The 19,726-nt window shown below is 41.7% G+C and carries 21 protein-coding genes and 1 other annotated feature; of the genes, 14 read left to right on the forward strand and 7 right to left on the reverse strand.

Annotated features, from left to right (window positions below; genetic code table 11):
* Positions 1-59 precede the first annotated feature (59 nt).
* From rlmC to FVA69_RS14880, 3 genes are all read right to left on the reverse strand, one after another.
* Positions 60-1,193: a 23S rRNA (uracil(747)-C(5))-methyltransferase RlmC gene (gene rlmC / locus FVA69_RS14870; RefSeq protein WP_164529060.1), complete on the reverse strand. Its 1,134-nt coding sequence runs from the start codon at positions 1,191-1,193 to the stop codon at positions 60-62.
* A gap of 9 nt (positions 1,194-1,202) precedes the next feature.
* A complete protein-coding gene (locus FVA69_RS14875; RefSeq protein WP_109911013.1) occupies positions 1,203-1,718 on the reverse strand; it encodes a YbjN domain-containing protein in 516 nt (171 codons plus the stop codon).
* A 139-nt stretch (positions 1,719-1,857) separates the two neighbouring features.
* On the reverse strand, positions 1,858-2,184 hold the full coding sequence (locus FVA69_RS14880) for a YbjC family protein (protein ID WP_109911012.1): 327 nt from the start codon (positions 2,182-2,184) through the stop codon (positions 1,858-1,860).
* Between the two features lie 160 nt (positions 2,185-2,344).
* Between FVA69_RS14880 and FVA69_RS14885 the strand changes: the two genes are divergently transcribed.
* The gene (locus FVA69_RS14885) at positions 2,345-2,608 is read left to right on the forward strand and encodes a GrxA family glutaredoxin (RefSeq protein ID WP_004909359.1); all 264 of its coding nucleotides are present in this window, start codon (positions 2,345-2,347) and stop codon (positions 2,606-2,608) included.
* A 247-nt stretch (positions 2,609-2,855) separates the two neighbouring features.
* Here the strand turns inward: FVA69_RS14885 and FVA69_RS14890 are convergent, their stop codons facing one another.
* A complete protein-coding gene (locus tag FVA69_RS14890; RefSeq protein ID WP_004909357.1) occupies positions 2,856-3,284 on the reverse strand; it encodes a secondary thiamine-phosphate synthase enzyme YjbQ in 429 nt (142 codons plus the stop codon).
* Positions 3,285-3,484: 200 nt separating this feature from the next.
* On the opposite strand from FVA69_RS14890, the gene ybjG reads away from it, so the two are divergent.
* From ybjG to FVA69_RS14905, 3 genes are all read left to right on the forward strand, one after another.
* Positions 3,485-4,093 carry an undecaprenyl-diphosphate phosphatase gene (gene ybjG, locus FVA69_RS14895; RefSeq protein WP_164529061.1) on the forward strand — a complete coding sequence of 203 codons (609 nt, stop codon included), beginning with the start codon at positions 3,485-3,487 and terminating at the stop codon, positions 4,091-4,093.
* 851 nt (positions 4,094-4,944) lie between these two features.
* Positions 4,945-6,261: a serine/threonine transporter gene (locus tag FVA69_RS14900; protein WP_004909352.1), complete on the forward strand. Its 1,317-nt coding sequence runs from the start codon at positions 4,945-4,947 to the stop codon at positions 6,259-6,261.
* Between the two features lie 75 nt (positions 6,262-6,336).
* The gene (locus tag FVA69_RS14905) at positions 6,337-7,704 is read left to right on the forward strand and encodes an L-serine ammonia-lyase (protein ID WP_109911009.1); all 1,368 of its coding nucleotides are present in this window, start codon (positions 6,337-6,339) and stop codon (positions 7,702-7,704) included.
* A gap of 80 nt (positions 7,705-7,784) precedes the next feature.
* On the opposite strand, the gene FVA69_RS14910 is transcribed toward FVA69_RS14905, so the two are convergent.
* Positions 7,785-8,990: a serine hydrolase gene (locus tag FVA69_RS14910; protein ID WP_109911008.1), complete on the reverse strand. Its 1,206-nt coding sequence runs from the start codon at positions 8,988-8,990 to the stop codon at positions 7,785-7,787.
* Positions 8,991-9,207: 217 nt separating this feature from the next.
* Here FVA69_RS14910 and FVA69_RS14915 point away from each other — a divergent pair, with 217 nt between their 5' ends.
* On the forward strand, positions 9,208-9,831 hold the full coding sequence (locus FVA69_RS14915; RefSeq protein ID WP_109911007.1) for a glutathione S-transferase family protein: 624 nt from the start codon (positions 9,208-9,210) through the stop codon (positions 9,829-9,831).
* Here FVA69_RS14915 and FVA69_RS14920 read toward each other — a convergent pair whose 3' ends face one another.
* Complete coding sequence (locus FVA69_RS14920; protein ID WP_109911006.1) at positions 9,832-10,659, reverse strand: SDR family oxidoreductase; 828 nt, start codon at positions 10,657-10,659, stop codon at positions 9,832-9,834. It lies immediately after the preceding gene.
* Positions 10,660-10,927: 268 nt separating this feature from the next.
* Positions 10,928-11,055, forward strand: a sequence feature (His leader region).
* A 53-nt stretch (positions 11,056-11,108) separates the two neighbouring features.
* On the opposite strand from FVA69_RS14920, the gene hisG reads away from it, so the two are divergent.
* The 9 genes from hisG to FVA69_RS14965 all read left to right on the forward strand — a co-directional run bounded on the left by hisG (position 11,109) and on the right by FVA69_RS14965 (position 18,922).
* A complete protein-coding gene (gene hisG, locus FVA69_RS14925) occupies positions 11,109-12,008 on the forward strand; it encodes an ATP phosphoribosyltransferase (RefSeq protein WP_109911005.1) in 900 nt (299 codons plus the stop codon).
* A gap of 6 nt (positions 12,009-12,014) precedes the next feature.
* Complete coding sequence (gene hisD, locus FVA69_RS14930) at positions 12,015-13,331, forward strand: histidinol dehydrogenase (RefSeq protein WP_109911004.1); 1,317 nt, start codon at positions 12,015-12,017, stop codon at positions 13,329-13,331.
* A 3-nt stretch (positions 13,332-13,334) separates the two neighbouring features.
* Positions 13,335-14,405, forward strand: a complete 1,071-nt coding sequence (hisC, locus tag FVA69_RS14935; RefSeq protein ID WP_004909336.1) for a histidinol-phosphate transaminase — start codon at positions 13,335-13,337, stop codon at positions 14,403-14,405.
* Between the two features lie 13 nt (positions 14,406-14,418).
* On the forward strand, positions 14,419-15,486 hold the full coding sequence (hisB, locus tag FVA69_RS14940; protein ID WP_004909334.1) for a bifunctional histidinol-phosphatase/imidazoleglycerol-phosphate dehydratase HisB: 1,068 nt from the start codon (positions 14,419-14,421) through the stop codon (positions 15,484-15,486).
* Positions 15,486-16,079 carry an imidazole glycerol phosphate synthase subunit HisH gene (gene hisH, locus FVA69_RS14945; protein ID WP_004909333.1) on the forward strand — a complete coding sequence of 198 codons (594 nt, stop codon included), beginning with the start codon at positions 15,486-15,488 and terminating at the stop codon, positions 16,077-16,079. The genes hisB and hisH overlap by 1 nt, the downstream gene beginning before the upstream one ends.
* Before the next feature lie 5 nt (positions 16,080-16,084).
* Positions 16,085-16,822, forward strand: coding sequence for a 1-(5-phosphoribosyl)-5-[(5-phosphoribosylamino)methylideneamino]imidazole-4-carboxamide isomerase (gene hisA / locus FVA69_RS14950; protein ID WP_109911003.1), 738 nt, complete (start codon positions 16,085-16,087; stop codon positions 16,820-16,822).
* Positions 16,804-17,580, forward strand: coding sequence for an imidazole glycerol phosphate synthase subunit HisF (gene hisF, locus FVA69_RS14955; RefSeq protein WP_004909328.1), 777 nt, complete (start codon positions 16,804-16,806; stop codon positions 17,578-17,580). Before hisA ends, hisF begins: the two co-directional genes overlap by 19 nt.
* Positions 17,574-18,185, forward strand: a complete 612-nt coding sequence (hisIE, locus tag FVA69_RS14960; RefSeq protein ID WP_004909325.1) for a bifunctional phosphoribosyl-AMP cyclohydrolase/phosphoribosyl-ATP diphosphatase HisIE — start codon at positions 17,574-17,576, stop codon at positions 18,183-18,185. Before hisF ends, hisIE begins: the two co-directional genes overlap by 7 nt.
* Before the next feature lie 260 nt (positions 18,186-18,445).
* Positions 18,446-18,922 carry a YbaK/prolyl-tRNA synthetase associated domain-containing protein gene (locus tag FVA69_RS14965; protein WP_109911324.1) on the forward strand — a complete coding sequence of 159 codons (477 nt, stop codon included), beginning with the start codon at positions 18,446-18,448 and terminating at the stop codon, positions 18,920-18,922.
* Between the two features lie 54 nt (positions 18,923-18,976).
* Here the strand turns inward: FVA69_RS14965 and FVA69_RS14970 are convergent, their stop codons facing one another.
* On the reverse strand, positions 18,977-19,618 hold the full coding sequence (locus tag FVA69_RS14970) for a CatB-related O-acetyltransferase (protein WP_109911002.1): 642 nt from the start codon (positions 19,616-19,618) through the stop codon (positions 18,977-18,979).
* Positions 19,619-19,726 lie beyond the last annotated feature (108 nt).

Raw genomic sequence — 19,726 nt, forward strand, 5'->3', positions numbered from 1 at the left:
AAATGATATAACGAATATTGTATTGTCGGTTTTGTACAGTAAAGCCCATCACATAGCTTTTACTGTGCAATACGCTTTAACAACGTCAGCACTTCAAAGTGTGCTGTATGAGGAAATAAGTCGAATAACTGGACTTTACAGACTTGATAGCCAGCCAACAGTTGTAAATCTTGCGCCATGGTTTGTGCATTACAGCTAGAATACAAAATATATTCAGGCTGCATATGCGTAAGGTAATCGCATAATTCCTTACCGATCCCTCGACGTGGCGGATTAACTAAAATAAGCTGAGGGATATCCTGATTCGCCGTGGCAAAACGCGTTGAATCAAGGGCTTTAAACTCAACATGCTTTAATCCAAGTTCATCCGCGGATTGCTGTGCGCTGGCAATCGCTGGCGCACTAATTTCTATCCCTGTTAAGCGAGTGTCTTTTTCAGCACAGTGCAACCCAAAGCCTCCCACCCCACAAAACAGATCCCACAAGCTATCGATATCTAACGCTTTAACCCATTCCCTCGCGGTTTGGTATAATTTTGCAGCCACTATAGGATTCGTTTGGAAAAAACCTTGTGGCCGAATAAATAAAGGGACTTGATTAAACTCTTCACGAAGTGTGCGCTGCTCCGTTAAGAAAATCTCATCCTCACCTTCAAGTATTGCCATATGCACGGGTTGAATATTGGCGGTGATCACCGCAAGCAGTGGCAACTGTTCTTGTAGCCATGGCAGTGCCTTTTTTAACTGCTCAATTTTTTTCTCTGAGCGCAACACAAACCGCAGCATAAATTTCCCAGTATGATGACTTTGAGTCAATAATAGGTATTTTAACTCACCACGTTTGCGTTCAATGTTATAAGGCGTCAGCCCTGCCCTTGCAATAAAAGGAATAATGGCACTAAACACATCAGAAAAGGCATCTGGATACAACGGGCAGTCCGTTAAATCTACACCTTGCCCATCTCGCCCAACAATACCTAAAATTGGCTTCTCAACACTACCACTAACGACCATTTTAGCTTTATTGCGAAAAGCCGTTTGCGGCCCTGTAACTGGAGGCTGAAATAGGGAGGTATCAATAGCAGGTAAAAGAGCCTGTAGTTGGCTCTGCTTTTCAATAATTTGCTGTTCAGGAGTTAGTGTCAACCATTGGCATGAATGGCATTGCCCAGTGGCATACTTTTCACAATGCATAACAAAGACTTAGTGGAGTATTATCGAGGGTTTGTCGTCAAGAGAATGCTCTGAGTCTTCATCAGAATTGTCATCGTCTTCACCGAAATCATCTTGATTCGCATAGAGCAAGTTATTGCTAAAGATTTCAAATACAATGGCAGAAATTTGTTCCTCTGCTTGCTGTAAAAAATGGCCGAATTGACGATACGTCATCCCTGCTGCTAATGAAAATGATTGGCTAACAATCAATTTAGGCAAGTTTTCATTATTTATTTCAAGGAAAACTTTTGCCGTTAATGAGCTGGCATTAATTTGGCTGATATTCGCCACTAACGTCACAATCGCTGTCGGTTTGAGCTCAGCTAATGCAGACAACACCAAAACATTATTTAAAATATCGAGCTTCGCATCAAAAATACCATCAATATTTTGCATATGGGGTAAATGTAATGCAGAGCAGGAATCACACTCGAAATAAGAGGTTTTGAGTTGGTCTAGCCATTCACGTAACTTAGTGATGTCAGGGTAACAAATAGAATCCATGGGCAGTAACCTTCTTCAACTCAAAATAGTCGTGCAATATCGATTTGTTAGGGTTTCGGCACATCTTCCCCCTAACGAAAAAACGAATAATTCTCACATATTGTAGGCCGAAACACCAGTAAAACCGCGTTTAATCTATTTATTCATCAGGTTTATTATCTGTAGAGTCCGACTTTTTAGAGGCTTTCTTTTCTGGTTGTTTATTATCTATCCCCAAAAAACTCAGGCCATGAATTGCCCGCCAGACAATATTGATCATTGCAGGCACCAAACAACCAATACCGACCATAATAATGCTGACGATCGCTCCTGACTGCATTAAAGGCTCCGGCAGAGTGATATAGTCATTTAATGCCAACAACACAATGATAAGCAGAATGATCCCGACACCTTCTAACACGATAATGGGCTTTGGCATATCCGCCAATGAACGCATCGTCCCTTTAGACTGAGGTTTATTACTCATTCTTCTTCTCCTCTCATTATTGTGTCTCTTCCTCAAACTGAGGATTATATGCCATACCTATAGGTATAACAGGAAAATTCGACTTTTATTTCATAATTTATGTAGGCATAGTATTGAGCATTGTAATTAGAATCTGAGTTCAAGATAAAAAGGAGATACTATGTATACTGTTATTTTTGGTCGTCCTGGCTGCCCATACTGCGTTCGTGCAAAAGAACTCGCTGAAAAACTGAAAAATGAACGTGAAGATTTTGACTACCGCTATGTTGATATTCAAGCAGAAGGTATTTCTAAAGAAGATTTATCTAAAACTGTCGGCAAACCTGTTGAAACCGTTCCACAAATTTTCATTGATGAGCAACACATTGGTGGGTACACAGATTTTGAAGCTTACGCAAAAGAAAATTTAAATCTTTACAAATAGTTAGCCATACCTGTTTTTCATCTCAACAAGCAAAGTTGTTCACTTATTTATCGGTGCTGACACTTTGCTTGTTCTTTTTGTGCTATTTAAGCCAAATTTAATAAAAATATTGCACTTTTTTTCATCTAAGTGAGAACTTTCTTTTTTAGACGGAGTCTTAATTAATGCCACTGCTTTTCTTTGATGTCCCCATATTGAGGAGCCCGATAGCCAACTTTTTGTTTTCCTGCTATCGGGTTTTTTGTTTTTAACGGCTGAGTTCACCCTGTAATGTAATGATTAACCTACGTTTTCCACCATAATTTCGGTGCTCACATAAATAAATCCCCTGCCACGTCCCCAAGTTTAAACGCCCTTTAGTAATCGGAATAGTCAAACTTGCACCCAATAAACTGCTTTTTAGGTGAGCTGGCATATCATCACTTCCTTCATAATCATGTTTATAATAAGGCTCATTTTCAGGAACGGCCTGATTAAAAAAACTTTCGAAGTCTTCTCTGACAGTGTAATCCGCATTTTCATTTATCGTTAAAGATGCCGATGTATGTTGAATAAAAATATTGGCTAAACCAACATTGATTAAGCTAAGTTCGGGAAGTTGCTTGAAAATTTCTTCTGTCACTAAATGAAATCCTCTTGCTTTTGCGCTAAGTTGTATCTCTTTTTGCCACCACATCACTTTTTCTTCCTTTTACTTTTCTATGTCTGTTACTGCACTAAATAATTATTGAGTAATAGTTAAACCGCAAGTAAATTTGTCGCACAAAGCTTTCAATAATAAGACAAAGGGACTTTACCTGCGAGGTAAGACACTTTAACCTCCTCTCTTTATGTATCTACCCTGTCTTACTCACTATTTGCCCGAGGTACTGAACTGTGCTGGAACAACTGAATCTTGATCTTTTCAATTTGATCAATGCCACACCCGAGACCGCAAGTGGAACCATTGCTGTAGCTAACGTGATTGCTAAGCGCTTAATCCTCTTATTTCCACTTTTTACGGTTGCCTGTTGGTTTTGGGGCGCCCAGCCAAATATGACTCGCCAACGTGCCTTTGCCTGTAAAGCCGCTATTGCTATCGTCATTGGTTTAACTATCTCATGGTTAATTGGTTATTTTGCTCCACATGACCGCCCATTTGTCATGGGGATTGGCACCAATTTTTCTGAGCATAAAGCCACACCTTCCTTCCCGAGTAATCATGGCACAATTGTGTTTACATTCGCTTTCGCATTTCTTTTCTGGCTAAGAACTTGGGTAGGGCTTATAATGATGATCCCTGCCATTGTTATTGCCTGGTCACGAATTTACCTCGGTGTTCATTGGCCTTTAGATATGGCTGGTGCTTTCATACTTGCAATGGTGGCATGCGGCTTAGCTCAAATTCTCTGGTCTCTTGGTGCGAATAAAATTCAATTACCTATCACGCAACTATATAGCTTTATTTTTGCTCCTCTTATTCGTAAAGGCTGGTTTCAGCCATAACAACGTATATTCAAATACTGGCATTAATTAATGCCAGTATTCTTCGCATTATAAAAATTGCGCTAAATCAAAGTTTCTGTTTATTTTCACTTTCATCATTAAAACTTTTTTGAAGTTATCAATAAAATTATTAAAACAATTAATTAACAAATATTTCGTTACCTTTTTCAATTATTTTTTTCGTTGCGAAAAAAGTGACAAAAATAGGTCTGAGAAAAACGTAAAATAATTAATGTATAGTTCTATTCTCTCCAGTTTTTAAACTAATTAATCACGCAATAAACCAATTAGCAAATAAAAAATATCCCGTTGTTTTTCATATAAATACAAAAATACACAGCCTAAAAAATCGTACTACCGTTACAGTACAGTTCAATATTCACATTGATATAGATGATATTTTAGCCAGCTATATTTCGATCATTAATATAATAATATTTTTCTAACAGAATATTATTCTGCTCATATTTCAGCAAAGCAAAACTTATTTACTCAGTATTTAATTGCTAACAAAAATAAACTTAACACAAATTTATTTAACAATTTTATAAAATATGATTATTTTGCGCAATTTTGGGGGATATTTCTCTTTTGAGATAATGATCACGGCATTTTATTCTGGTAAAATATAAATTCACACACTCAAAATCCACTGTTAAAATTAAATGATAAAAATACAAAACTGATTGAAAATCAATTTACCGTAAATTTTAGTTTTATTTCCAATCAGATTGTTACGCAAAAGAAAACAATTGTTATTGAGTAATTGTTCGTACCTAAAGATTAAAAGTTCGTAACGCAATTGCCGTTACGCTAAATGATTTTTTTGACTTATATTTTCGGAGACTATTATGGATGCAACAAAAGTTGGTTCCATCGACAAAACAGCCTCGCAAACAGTAACGAGTAATGCTTGGCGCAAAACTGACACAGTATGGATGCTGGGTTTATATGGTACAGCTATCGGTGCTGGGGTGCTGTTTTTGCCAATCAACGCAGGTATGAGTGGTTTATTACCTGTTTTACTGATGCTGGTATTAGCCTTCCCAATGACATTTTTTGCTCACCGTGGGTTAACACGCTTCGTTCTCTCTGGTTCAAAACCTGACGGTGATATTACTGAAGTCGTCGAGGAACACTTTGGTCGCACAGCAGGTAACTGGATCACCCTACTCTACTTCTTTGCTATTTACCCTATTCTTCTTGTTTATGGTGTTTCCATCACCAATAACGTCAATAAATTCTTAACCGAATTATTGGGCGTTGGGGCACCACCACGCTGGTTACTTGCCTTAATTCTTGTCGGCGGAGTCATGGCGATTGTGGCATTTGGTGAAAAATACATCGTCAAAGTCATGAGTATGTTAGTGTTTCCATTTATCGCCGTACTGGTTGCATTCTCACTGTATATGATCCCACATTGGTCTGGTGATGTACTAAATACCTTAACTTGGGAAGGTATCACTGAGGCAACAAAAAATACGGGTGGGCAAAGTATTTGGGTCACCATTTGGCTGACAATCCCTGTGATGGTATTCGCATTTAACCACTCACCAATTATTTCTGCTTTCTCTGTGGCAAAACGTGAAGAATACGGTGATGCCGCTGAACAAAAATGCTCACGGATCCTTGCCTCCGCGCACATTTTGATGGTGCTGACCGTTATGTTCTTCGTGATCAGCTGTGTATTTACCTTATCTTCAGCGGATCTCGCACAAGCTAAAGCACAAAATATTAGTATCCTTGACTACTTGTCTGGCTATTTTGACCAGCCATTCATCAAATATGCTGCTGCAATCATTGCATTTATCGCAATTATTAAATCTTTCCTCGGCCACTATTTAGGTGCTCGTGAAGGTTTCAATGGCTTAGTTGAACGTGCTTACCGTGCAAAAGGTAAAACCATTGATGTTCGCAAGTTAAACCGCGGTACTGCAATTTTCATGTTAGTCACCACTTGGCTAGTGGCAACATTAAACCCGGGTGTATTGGATATTATTGAAAGCCTCGGTGGCCCAGTTATCGCTATCTTACTGTTCTTAATGCCAATGTATGCAATTAGCAAAGTACCTGCGATGCGTAAATACTCAGGTAAAATCAGTAATGTATTTATCGTAATTATGGGTCTGGTCGCTATCTCTGCGGCAACATATAAGTTATTCTTCTAATTGAAGCCACTAGGTAGCGACCAGTAATGGAAGCTACCTAATTTCAATGACTTTCTACAAAAGGAAGCACTGAATATGATTAGTGTATTTGATATCTTCAAAATTGGTATCGGCCCTTCAAGCTCCCATACTGTCGGCCCAATGAAAGCGGGCAAACAGTTTGTTGACGACCTTATCCAGCAAGAATTACTCACTCGCACGACACGAATTTCAGTAGACGTCTATGGCTCACTCTCTTTGACGGGTAAAGGCCATGCAACGGATATGGCGATTATTATGGGCCTTGCAGGTAACTTACCAGACACCATTGATATTGACGCTATTCCTGCTTTTATGCGTAATGTAGAGCAAACTGAAAGGCTCTCCCTTGCACACGGGCAACATGAAGTTGATTTTCCTACTGAAGGTGGCATGAATTTTCATACTACCAACCTACCACTCCATGAAAATGGAATGAGTATTACGGCATTCAGTGGTGATGATGTTATTTACAGCAAAAATTACTATTCTATCGGTGGCGGTTTTATCGTCGATGAAGAGCACTTTGGCCAATCTGATGAAAATGCAGTGCAAGTCCCTTACCCATTTAAATATGCGGCCGACCTGCAAAAACATTGTAAAGACACAGGTTTATCACTTTCCGCACTCGTGATGCAGAATGAATTAGCATTACGTAGTAAAGAAGAAATCCAACAATATCTCTCGTCCGTATGGGATGTCATGAAATCCGGTATTGAACGGGGAGTGACAACCGAAGGTTTACTACCCGGACCATTACGTGTACCACGCCGAGCAGCCGCATTACGCCGTCAACTCGTGACAACGGATAACACCAATATGGACCCAATGGCCGTCATAGATTGGATCAATATGTATGCGCTTGCCGTTAACGAAGAAAATGCAGCGGGTGGTCGTGTTGTCACGGCACCAACTAATGGTGCATGTGGCATCATTCCTGCGGTATTAGCTTATTATGATAAATTTATTCGCCCTGTGAATGAAAATTCCTATACCCGTTACTTTTTAGTTTCTGGCGTGATTGGCGCATTATATAAAATGAATGCGTCAATTTCCGGTGCCGAAGTGGGTTGCCAAGGAGAAGTGGGTGTTGCTTGTTCGATGGCCGCCGCGGGACTCGCCGAATTAATGGGCGGTAGCCCTGAGCAAGTGTGTATCGCAGCAGAAATTGCCATGGAGCATAACTTAGGTCTCACCTGTGACCCTGTTGGAGGGCAAGTTCAAGTACCTTGTATTGAACGTAACGCCATCGCTTCCGTTAAAGCCGTGAATGCGGCACGCATGGCACTACGTCGCGTCAGTGACCCACGTGTTTGCCTCGATAAAGTCATTGAAACCATGTATGAAACTGGTAAAGATATTAACGCTAAGTATCGTGAAACGTCTCAAGGCGGCTTAGCGATTAAATTGGCTCACTGCGAATAGTATTGTTTATCTATCATCTCTATAAAAATGCCTGTATTAACAGGCATTTTTTTGTTCACATCATTTTCACTCAATCATTATTAACCGAAAATGGCACTCCACCAGCCACTAATGGTTTTCATGATATAATCCCAAATACGCCCAAAGAACCCCGCTTCTTCAACCGCATTTTTTGCGACTAAAGGGTGCTGTTCGACAACTTCATCATTAAGAATAAAGTTAATCGTTCCCACTGTTTGGTTCTTAGCAAGAGGCGCTTCAAGTGAATCGTTGGTGAGTTGAATATCCACTTTTAAGTTTTGCAATTGCCCTTTAGGAATAGTAATAGAAACATCATCGGCAACACCTAAATCAACTTCTGAAGTATCACCAAACCAGACACGCTGCTTTTTCAGTGTGGCATCAGCTTTAATTGGCGTGACAGTTTCAAAGAAACGGAAACCCCATGTCAGTAATTTTTCGCTTTCAGAAAAACGCACTCGGTCACTTGGTGCCCCCAACACAACTGAAATTAAACGCATATCACCTTCTGTTGCAGAGGCGACTAGATTATGACCTGCACCACTCGTGTGCCCAGTTTTTACACCATCCACCTTTAAATTTTGGTTCCATAACAAACGATTACGGTTTGGTTGACGAATTTTATTAAAGGTAAATTCCTTTTCCTTGTGCAGTGCGTATTCATCCGGTACATCACGGATCATCGCTTGGGTTAACAATGCCATATCCCGTGCCGTGCTGTATTGCCCTTCAGAATCGAGACCATGAACCGTTTTAAAGTGAGTATTTTTCAAACCAATCTTTTGCACGTATTGATTCATTAAGCTCACAAATGAGTCTTGGCTACCAGCAACATAATCAGCAAGCGCGATACTGGCATCGTTTCCTGACTGGATCACAATCCCTTTATTTAAATCTAATACAGAAACGCGGTCTTTTGGCTTCAAAAACATCAAAGAAGAGCCTTTCAAAACAGGATTACCCGTCGCCCATGCATCTTCCCCTACCGTGACCATGTCTTGTGGGGTAATTTTCCCTGCATTTACTGCCTGACCAATCACATAGCTGGTCATAATTTTGGTTAAACTTGCGGGGTCTAAGCGTTCATCTGGATTCCCAGAAGCTAAAATTTTACCGCTATTATAATCCATCAGAACAAATGCTTTTGCATCGACTTGAGGAGCAACCGGTGTCTGCGCCGCATAAGCACTGGTACTTACGACAACCAAAAGACTCAACCCAATACCTGCTCGGCGGGTTTTTAAAGACAATATTTTCTTACTCATCGGTTATTCCTTCACTTAATTCTACACATTTAAAATACGGTCATTGACTCAGCGTCACTAAACGAGAACCCATCGCCGTGACAAAATTCGATAACTGGACCTAATATAAGACTTTAATTTCACAGAGGCCACCGCTAACAAATAAACATTTGCCTAAGAGTGAATTTAATCTATCTTAACCATGGCCGATACCAAAAAATCAATTTAGGAGACTGCAATGTTAACTGTTTGGGGACGCGTCAACTCTTCCAATGTCAAAAAAGTACTTTGGTGCTTAGAAGAATTAAATATCGCTTACAATCAAAAAGATGTGGGTGGCCCATTTGGTGGACTAGATACACCTGAATATATAAAAATGAATCCAAACAGCACTATTCCAACTCTACAGGATGATGACTTTGCGCTGTGGGAATCAAATACGATTTTACGTTACCTTACGGAAAAATTTGATCATTCTCACTTATTACTCGCACAAGACTTACAAGAGAGAGCTGCCGCCGATAAATGGATGGATTGGAGTGGTGCTAATTTATTCGGCCACATTAAGCAAATGATGAACAAAATTGTTCGTGTTCCTGAAGCGGATAGAGACCCGGAACAAGCTAAAATTATATATGGCAATATTAATCGATTACTCACAATTGCTGATAATACATTAGCCAACCAAGCCTATTTCAGTGGTGATAAATTTGGTATCGCAGACATTGCTATCGCGCCACTATTTTACCCTTGGCATGAAATTGTGACTGAACGCCCTGAATTTAACAATTTGGAACGCTGGTATCAGCAGCTGACCACGCGTCCTGCGTTCCAAAAAATTGTCATGATCCCAATTAAGTAATCACAAGGTCATACTCATCAAACTTGGGTTTGGGTACTGGTATTCAAACTCAAGTTCTTGGCAAATTTTATTACCGTTAATGACTTTCCCCTCTAATGCATTCTCCTCTTCAATAAATTGTGGTGGAACTAAACCAATAGATTGAGCGGCATGAGTATAAAATTCAGCTCGTGTCGGGTGAATTGGCGCACAAAGGTTATAAATATGCCCTCCCTGTGGCTGCTGGAGCAATAATAAAATGGCGTCAATTACATCGTCTTGATGCACCATATTGACAGGCTGATTTGCCCCCTTCACTCCGGTTTTACCTGCTAAAAAACGCCCTGCATGTCGTTTTTCCCCGACTAATCCAGCTAATCGCAGAATATCTACCGATATGTTCGGTAATTGATGCAACCACTGTTCTGTCGCCACTAAAGCTTTAGCTGAATCCGTCACTCCATCCAATGGGCTATCTTCGGTCATTTCACCATTTTGCTCCCCATAAACCGCAGTAGATGACGTGAAAATAACTTTGGGTACCTGAAATGCTATTGCGCTATTCACCAGTGTTTCAATCGCTGCCATATAGTATTCGGTATTAATTTTAGAAGGGGGAAGCAAGATGACGATAGCATCGCTTTGCATCATCAATTGCGCTAAATCATCGTTATCACATTCAAGTTCAGGGGTTAATTTCAATGCATAACACTCAATTCCTACCGCTTGAGCGGCTTCAATACCATCTGGTGTTGTTTTAGTTCCAACCACATGAATGCCTTGGGACAATAAAGCTTGGGCAAGGGGCAACCCTACCCACCCTAATCCAATAATGGTGATTTTCTTCATTCGATAACTCCTCAATCGACCAACTGACTGAAATTAATCACAGAGTAGCTGAAAACCATAAAACTTCCGAACACAATTTCTGAGAGATTAATCACTATAAAAGCGCATCAACTAATTATTATTGGTTATTTTTTAAAAAAAGGTTGCATTCATAGGGGGAAATCGGATAGGTTGAATACCAATGAGTATTTAGTTAACACAATGAATGTTTAGTCATTCACTTAAATAACAGAACGGAAGACATTATGAATCGTATTTCACGCAACCATCATCATCACCATCATCCTGACTAGTCTTTCGGGCGATGTGTGCTGGAAGACGTTCAACGAATCTTCCGGTGGCTGAAATGCAAATTGAGAGAACCCTCGGAAGATAATCTTCCGAGGGTTTTTTTATTCTTGAACAAAGAGTTACTAAACAAAAAATTTTAAAGGGATAAGGGTAAAGTCATGTTGGATAAATCACGTTTACGTATTGCAATTCAAAAATCAGGTCGTCTGAGTGAAGAATCAAGAGAACTACTGGCTCGCTGCGGCATCAAAATCAACTTACAACAACAACGTTTGATTGCTTATGCAGAAAATATGCCTATTGATTTACTTCGTGTTCGTGATGACGATATTCCAGGACTGGTCATGGATGGCGTTGTTGATTTAGGGATCATTGGTGAAAACGTTCTTGAAGAAGAGTTATTAAACCGCCGCGCGCAAGGCGAAAACCCACAATACAAAACACTGCGCCGCCTCGATTTTGGTGGCTGTCGCTTGTCATTAGCGGCGCCATTGGACTTTAACTACACGGGTGCAGAATGCCTGAATGGTTCACGTGTTGCGACTTCTTATCCACACTTGTTAAAACGCTATTTCGACCAAAAAGGCATTCAGTTTAAATCATGTCTGTTAAATGGTTCGGTTGAAGTTGCCCCGCGTGCTGGGCTTGCGGATGCGATTTGTGACCTTGTTTCTACTGGCGCCACATTAGAAGCAAACGGCCTAAAAGAAGTGGAAGTCATTTACCGTTCGAAAGCATGTTTAATTCAACGTGACGGTGAAATGTCAGCTGATAAACAACAGCTTATCGACCGTATGATGACCCGTATCCAAGGTGTTATCCAAGCGCGCGAATCTAAATACATCATGTTACACGCGCCAAGTGAAACACTAGAAGAAATCATTGCCTTATTACCAGGTGCTGAACGCCCAACTATTTTACCATTAGCCGGTGACAACAACCGCGTTGCCATGCACATGGTCAGCTCAGAAACCTTGTTCTGGGAAACCATGGAAAAACTCAAGGCATTAGGGGCAAGCTCAATCCTTGTATTACCAATTGAAAAAATGATGGAGTAAGCCGCCATGAAAATGGGATTTAACCAACCTGTTCGCTGGTCGGCTTGTAATCAAGAGCAACAAAGTGCTTTACTGATGCGCCCCGCAATTGCGGCCTCTGGCAGCATTAGTACTGCGGTGAGCCAAATTATTGACCAAGTCCGTAACGAGGGCGACACCGCCCTCCAAGCACTAAGCCGTCGTTTCGATAAAACTGAAATCGACACAGTGCGAGTACCTGCAAATGCCGTTGACGCGGCAGAGGCTCGTCTTGGCGATGAAATCAAAACAGCAATGAAAACCGCCATTGGCAACATTCGTCGTTTTCACGAAGCCCAAAAACCCACTCCGATTACAGTGGAAACACAGGCAGGCGTAGTATGTCAACAGGTCACACGCCCAATAGATGCAGTCGGTTTATATATTCCGGGGGGTTCTGCTCCCTTGTTATCAACAGTCATGATGTTAGGAACTCCGGCGAATATCGCAGGCTGTCGCAAAATCATTTTGTGTTCTCCCCCACCTATTGCCGATGAAATTTTGTATGCAGCGAAACTGTGCGGCATCAGCGATATTTTCCAAGTAGGTGGCGCGCAAGCGATTGCAGCAATGGCATTTGGCACCCAAAGCATTCCTACGGTTGATAAAATATTTGGCCCCGGTAATGCCTATGTCACTGAGGCAAAACGCCAAGTGAGTCAAAGCCATGATGGAGCCGCCATTGATATGCCTGCGGGGCCTTCTGAAGTGTTAGTGATTGCGGATAGCGGAGCAAATCCAGCGTTCACCGCATCTGATTTACTATCACAAGCGGAACATGGCCCTGATTCACAAGTCATTTTATTAACTGACGATGAAAACTTTGCCCAGCGTGTGATTGAAGAAACAGAAACACAATTAGCGCAACTTTCTCGTGCCGAAATTGCCAGAGAAGCACTAAGTGCCAGCCGTGTCATTATTGCTGATTCGATCGAACAATGCGTCGAAATTAGCAATCGCTATGGACCAGAGCACTTGATTTTACAAACACGCAATGCCGATGACCTAGTCGATTCTATCACTAGCGCAGGCTCCGTGTTTGTCGGAGACTGGTCACCCGAATCTGCAGGAGACTACGCTTCAGGCACCAATCACGTATTACCGACTTACGGCTATACTGCAACCTATTCAAGCCTTGGCCTCGCTGACTTTATGAAGCGAATGACGGTGCAAAAACTGTCGCAGCAAGGCTTATTAGGCTTAGCCAACACCATCGAAACTTTAGCGCAAGCAGAGCAACTCACCGCTCACAAAAATGCCGTTACCTTACGCGTTAACGAACTAAAAAAACAAAATCAGGAGTAAGTCATGAGCCAACCATTTAATGCCGCCAGTCTTGCACGTGAAAATGTTAAAACCATGACCCCTTATATGTCGGCACGCCGCTTAGGGGGAAATGGAGATGTTTGGCTCAATGCCAACGAGTATCCTATTGCTCCTGATTATCAATTCAGTGAACGTAACCTGAACCGTTACCCTGAATGCCAACCTGTTGCCGTGATCAATAACTATGCGGCTTATGCGCAAATCACACCAGAACAAGTCCTGGTTTGCCGTGGGGCCGATGAGTCTATCGAATTATTGATCCGCGCATTTTGTGAGCCGGGTAAAGATGCGGTGATGTTCTGCCCACCAACCTATGGCATGTACAGCGTCAGTGCAGAAACCTTTGGCGTTGAACAAAAGAAAATCATGGCGTTGCCTGACTGGGCATTAAACGTTAACGCGATCCGTGAAAATTTATCTAATACCAAACTGATTTATATTTGCAGCCCAAATAACCCAACGGGCAATATCATCGATAATAAAGATTTGCGTGAAGTGCTAAATATGGCAGCAGGCCGCGCATTAGTCGTTGTCGATGAAGCTTATATTGAGTTCTGCCCGCAATACAGTGTGGCAAGCTGGCTTGCACAATACCCCAATTTGGTGATTTTAAGAACCTTATCTAAAGCCTTTGCATTAGCCGGTTTACGCTGTGGCTTTACCTTAGCTTCTCCTGAAGTGATTGAGGTGCTATTAAAGGTTATCGCCCCTTATCCTTTATCAACCCCTGTTGCGATGATTGCCGCTCAAGCCCTTGAACCACAAGGTATTGAAACAATGAAAAGCCGTGTAATAACGGTAACCGAAAACCGTATTGCACTCAGTGAAGCTCTGCGCGACTTGTCTGTGGTTGAACATGTTTATCCGAGTGAAACTAACTATATTTTGGTGCGTTTCACCGATGGCAGTAAAGTCTTTAAAGCCCTGTGGGATCAAGGCATTATTTTACGTGACCAAAGCAAACAGCCGGGTCTCATTAATTGCCTGCGTATTACTGTCGGGACAGAAATTGAAAATACCCGTGTTATTGAAGCTATTGCCGCACTTTGCTAATTAGGAATGACTCATGAGCCAGAAAATTTTATTTATCGACCGTGATGGAACATTAATTACCGAGCCGCCAACTGACTTCCAAGTTGATAGCTTAAGTAAACTCGCCTTTGAAAAAGCAGTCATTCCTAGCTTACTTGCCCTGCAAAAAGCCAATTATCGCTTAGTGATGATAACCAATCAAGACGGCTTAGGAACAGATAGCTTTCCGACCGCTGACTTTGAACCACCACACAACCTAATGATGCAAGTTTTTGAATCACAAGGCATAAAATTTGATGACGTGCTGATTTGCCCACATAAGCCTGAAGATAACTGCGCTTGCCGTAAACCTAAACTTCAGTTGGTTGAGCGCTATTTAGATAGCAACGTGCTAGACAGTGAAAATAGCTATGTGATTGGTGACCGCGAAACGGACATTCAACTCGCTAAAAATATGGGAATTAAAGGGTTACGTTATAACCCAATGGAACTAGACTGGGAAGCTATCACCACGCAGTTAACCAAACGCGACCGCCATGCGCTAGTCAAACGCGTGACAAAAGAAACTAATATCCAAGTCGAAGTGTGGCTAGACCAAGAAGGCGGCAGCAAAATTAGCACGGGTGTGGGCTTCTTTGACCACATGTTAGACCAAATCGCGACTCACGGCGGTTTCCGGTTAAACATTGAAGTCAATGGCGACTTATTTATTGATGACCACCACACTGTCGAAGACACGGGCCTTGCTTTAGGTGAAGCACTGAAAATCGCGCTTGGTGATAAACGCGGTATCGCACGTTTTGGTTTCGTTCTGCCAATGGACGAATGCCAAGCACGCTGTGCACTGGATATTTCAGGTCGCCCACACCTTGAATATAAAGCAGAATTCAAATACCAACGTGTCGGTGACTTAAGCACTGAAATGATTGAGCACTTCTTTAGCTCACTTTCCTATGCTATGGGTTGTACATTACACCTGAAAACCAAAGGGAAAAACGATCACCACAAAGCGGAAAGTTTATTTAAGGTCTTTGGCCGTACCTTGCGCCAAGCAATACGCGTTGAAGGGGATACGTTACCTAGCTCAAAAGGGGTTCTTTGATGAACGTTGTCATCCTTGATACTGGCTGTGCAAATTTAGCCTCCGTGGCTTATGCGGTGAAACGCCTAGGTTATGACCCTGTGGTGAGCCGGGATACCAATACCATTTTACAAGCCGACAAAGTCTTTTTACCGGGTGTCGGTACGGCTAGCGCGGCCATGGAAAAGCTCACTGAACGTGAATTAGTGCCGTTAATTAGAGCACTGACTCAACCCGTGTTAGGCATCTGTTTAGGTATGCAATTACTCGGTTCTTTCAGTGAAGAAGGTCAATCAACGGTGCCACTACTGGGGTTAATTGATAGCCCTGTACAAAAAATGGATGCCAATGGGCTTCCAGTTCCACATAGCGGCTGGAACCAAGTCAAAGCCCTAGCAGGGAACCCTTTGTTTAGGGATATCCCTGATAACGCCTATTTCTATTTTGTACACAGTTATTCGATGCCAATTTCCAGTAATACCATCGCACAAACTCAGTATGGCAACCCGTTTAGTAGCGCGGTGAATCGCGATAACTTCTACGGTGTCCAATTTCACCCAGAACGTTCTGGCACCGCAGGTTCACGCTTGATTCAAAACTTTTTGGAGATGTAATTACCATGATCATTCCCGCATTAGATTTAATCGATGGCACCGTAGTGCGATTGCACCAAGGGGATTACGCCAAGCAAACTGATTATGGCAATGACCCGCTCCCACGTTTGCAACAATATGAAAAAGAAGGGGCAAAGCTCCTACACTTAGTGGATTTAACGGGCGCCAAAGATCCACAAAAACGCCAGATTCCACTGCTCAAAAAATTATTGGCTGGCGTGAATGTTCCAGTACAAGTTGGTGGGGGTATTCGTACCGAAGAAGATATTAAGGCCTTACTGGAAGCCGGAGCGGCTCGTGTTGTCATTGGCTCAACTGCGGTGACCAAACCTGAATTGGTTAAAACATGGTTTGAAACCTATGGTGGGGAAGCCATTGTACTTGCGTTAGATGTACGCATTAATGACAAAGGCGTAAAAGAAATCGCCATTAGCGGCTGGCAAGAAAATTCAAATTTAACATTAGAACAAGCCATTGAAATATATCGTCCTTATGGCTTAAAACATGTCCTTTGCACCGATATTTCCAAAGATGGCACCTTAGCGGGTTCTAATGTGAATTTATACCAAGAAGTAAGCCAAAAATTCCCCGACATTGCCTTCCAAGCATCAGGGGGCATTGGCAATTTAGATGATATTGCGGCTATCCCGCCATCTGGTGCGGCTGGCGTGATTGTGGGTCGCGCATTATTAGAAGGTAAATTCACCGTTGCGGAGGCAATCAAATGTTGGCAAAACGCATAATTCCTTGCTTAGACGTCCGTGATGGGCAAGTGGTTAAAGGTGTCCAATTTCGTAATCACGAAATTATCGGTGATATTGTTCCATTAGCACAGCGTTATGCCCAAGAAGGTGCAGACGAACTGGTATTTTATGATATTACCGCCTCTTCTGATGGTCGAGTGGTAGATAAAAGCTGGGTTGCCAAAGTCGCTGAAGTGATTGATATTCCTTTTTGTGTTGCAGGTGGAATTAAAAGTGTCGATGATGCTGCACAAATTCTGTCTTTTGGCGCTGACAAAATTTCCATTAACTCCCCAGCATTATCCGACCCTACATTAATCAGCCGCTTAGCGGAGCGTTTTGGCGTACAATGCATCGTTGTGGGTATTGATACTTGGTTCGATGAAAGTACGGGTGAATATCTCGTTTACCAATTTACCGGTGATGAAAAACGTACCACACAAACTACGTGGAAAACCCTTGATTGGGTAAAAGAAGTTCAACAACGTGGCGCGGGTGAAATTGTGTTAAATATGATGAACCAAGATGGTGTTCGTCAAGGGTATGACCTACAGCAACTAAAAAAAGTTCGCGAAGTATGCCAAGTGCCATTGATTGCCTCAGGTGGTGCAGGCGAAAAAGTACATTTCCTTGATGCCTTCACTGACGCAGGCGTTGATGGTGCTTTAGCCGCTTCTGTATTTCATAAACAAATTATTAATATCGGTGACTTAAAACAATACCTAGCCGAAAATGGAGTTCAAATTAGAGTATGTTAACCACAGAACAATCTAGCCAGCTAGCATGGCAAAAAGTCGATAACCTAATGCCTGTTATCGTGCAACACGCTGTTTCAGGTGATGTGCTAATGCTTGGGTATATGAACCCAGAAGCATTACAAGTCACTTTAGATAGCCGTAAAGTCACCTTTTTCTCTCGCACAAAACAACGTTTGTGGACGAAAGGCGAAACCTCTAATAATTTTTTAAATTTAGTGGATATTTACCCAGATTGTGACAGTGATACGCTGCTAGCTCTCGCACTGCCAGATGGCCCAACTTGCCATAACGGTACACAAAGCTGCTTCGCACCAGCACAAAGCGACTGGGGCTTTTTATTTGAGTTAGAAACGTTACTAAAAGAACGCAAAACTGCCTCTCCTGAAAGCTCCTATACCGCACGTTTATACGCTAGCGGGACTAAACGCATTGCGCAAAAAGTCGGTGAAGAAGGTGTTGAAACTGCATTGGCAGCCACCGTGAATGACCGCGCAGAATTGACCAATGAAGCCGCTGATTTGATGTACCACTTATTAGTCTTACTACAAGACCAAGAGCTGGATTTAAGCACAATAATCAAACGGTTAAAAGAGCGTCATCAGTAAACAACAGGCTGCCAGTCTCACTGGCAGCTTTATCATAGATGCAAGATGTGTTCAATTTGCTCGTGACTGAATAAATACCCAAGAATATTAGTAATAACAGACACAAAATACATCTGATACTTATTTTTTAATATTTCACCTATTTTAACGCTTTAGCAGCCTTCGGCCCCAAGGTTGTATCTACTTCCAAACTTGTTATCATTCCCTGTTATTGATGTGGTTTTAAAGGGAAAAAAACAGTGTCTGAAAATTCTATTTTTATGCAACTCACACAATTACTTGATAAAAACAATGCCAAATATCGTGTGATGGAACATTCCACTGCGGGGAAATCAGAAGAAGTGGCAAAAATACGTGGCACGCAACTTGGGCAAGGGGCAAAAGGATTAGTATGCCATGTCAAAGGAAATGGTATACGCCAACACGTACTGGCAATTTTACCTGCCGATAAACAAGCTGATTTGAGTAAAATTGCCACAGCAATTGGCGGGACTCGTGCATCTTTAGCAAGCCCAAAAGAAGTCGATGAGCTCACTCAATGCGTATTTGGGGCTATTCCCCCCTTTAGCTTTCATCCCAATTTAAAATTAATTGCTGACCCGCTACTTTTTGAACGTTTTGAGGAACTCGCCTTTAATGCTGGTACATTAGAACGCTCTATTATTTTAAATACAGAAGATTATCAAAGAATAGCAGCGCCTAGTTTAGTTGAATTTATTCGCACAGAAGAAAATTAGTTATATGTAAAAAGGGAGATTCCACAGAATCCCCCTTAACCTTAATAAGAAAAGCTAGCTAATCAATCGCTGGTCATATTTCTGGCTGGCATTTTTTAATGCCACAAAATCGGAACCACAAATAAACCGCTTTAATGCGGTAAATTTTTCCTCCGGCCAATCATAGATTTTCAATGCTAATAGTTCAGTAATGACGTCGTGTGAAAAGCGATAGTTAATCGGCTTTGCAGGGTTCCCCCCAACAATAGAATAAGGCTCGACATCTTTGATCACTACACTATTAGCAGCAATTACAGCTCCTTCACCTATTTTAACTCCGGGCATGATAAAGGCACGCATGCCAACCCAAGCTCCGTCGCCAATCACTGTGTCGCCTTTTCCTACATAAGCTTCTTCAATATATTCAAGAAAAGGATATAAGCAAAACCAATCCATTCGGTGAGTATGGTTCCCTCCCATTAATATCACCGCTTCGCTACCAATACAGACATAATCACCGATATAAAGTTGATCAACATCCCATGCTAGCTGCCAATCTCGGCTTTGTTCGTCACCTTGTAAATAGCGCACAACTGACTGCTCAAACCCGTTATCCCAACAGTCGCTGTAATAACTATGCTGACCTTTAATATGGATATTGGGATTTTGTACGACCTCATGAAGTAGTTCGTATTTTGACCAATGTTTTTGATTCATGGCACTAAACCTTTTAATTCGTTTATATTTACCATAGAACGCATTCTATGGTGATGCATTCGCGTTCAAAATACACCACCTTTAGCCACTCGAGGTTGTTTTAATAAT

The sequence above is a fragment of the Providencia sp. PROV004 genome, assembly GCF_011045615.1.
Taxonomy (GTDB): Bacteria; Pseudomonadota; Gammaproteobacteria; order Enterobacterales; family Enterobacteriaceae; genus Providencia; species Providencia rettgeri.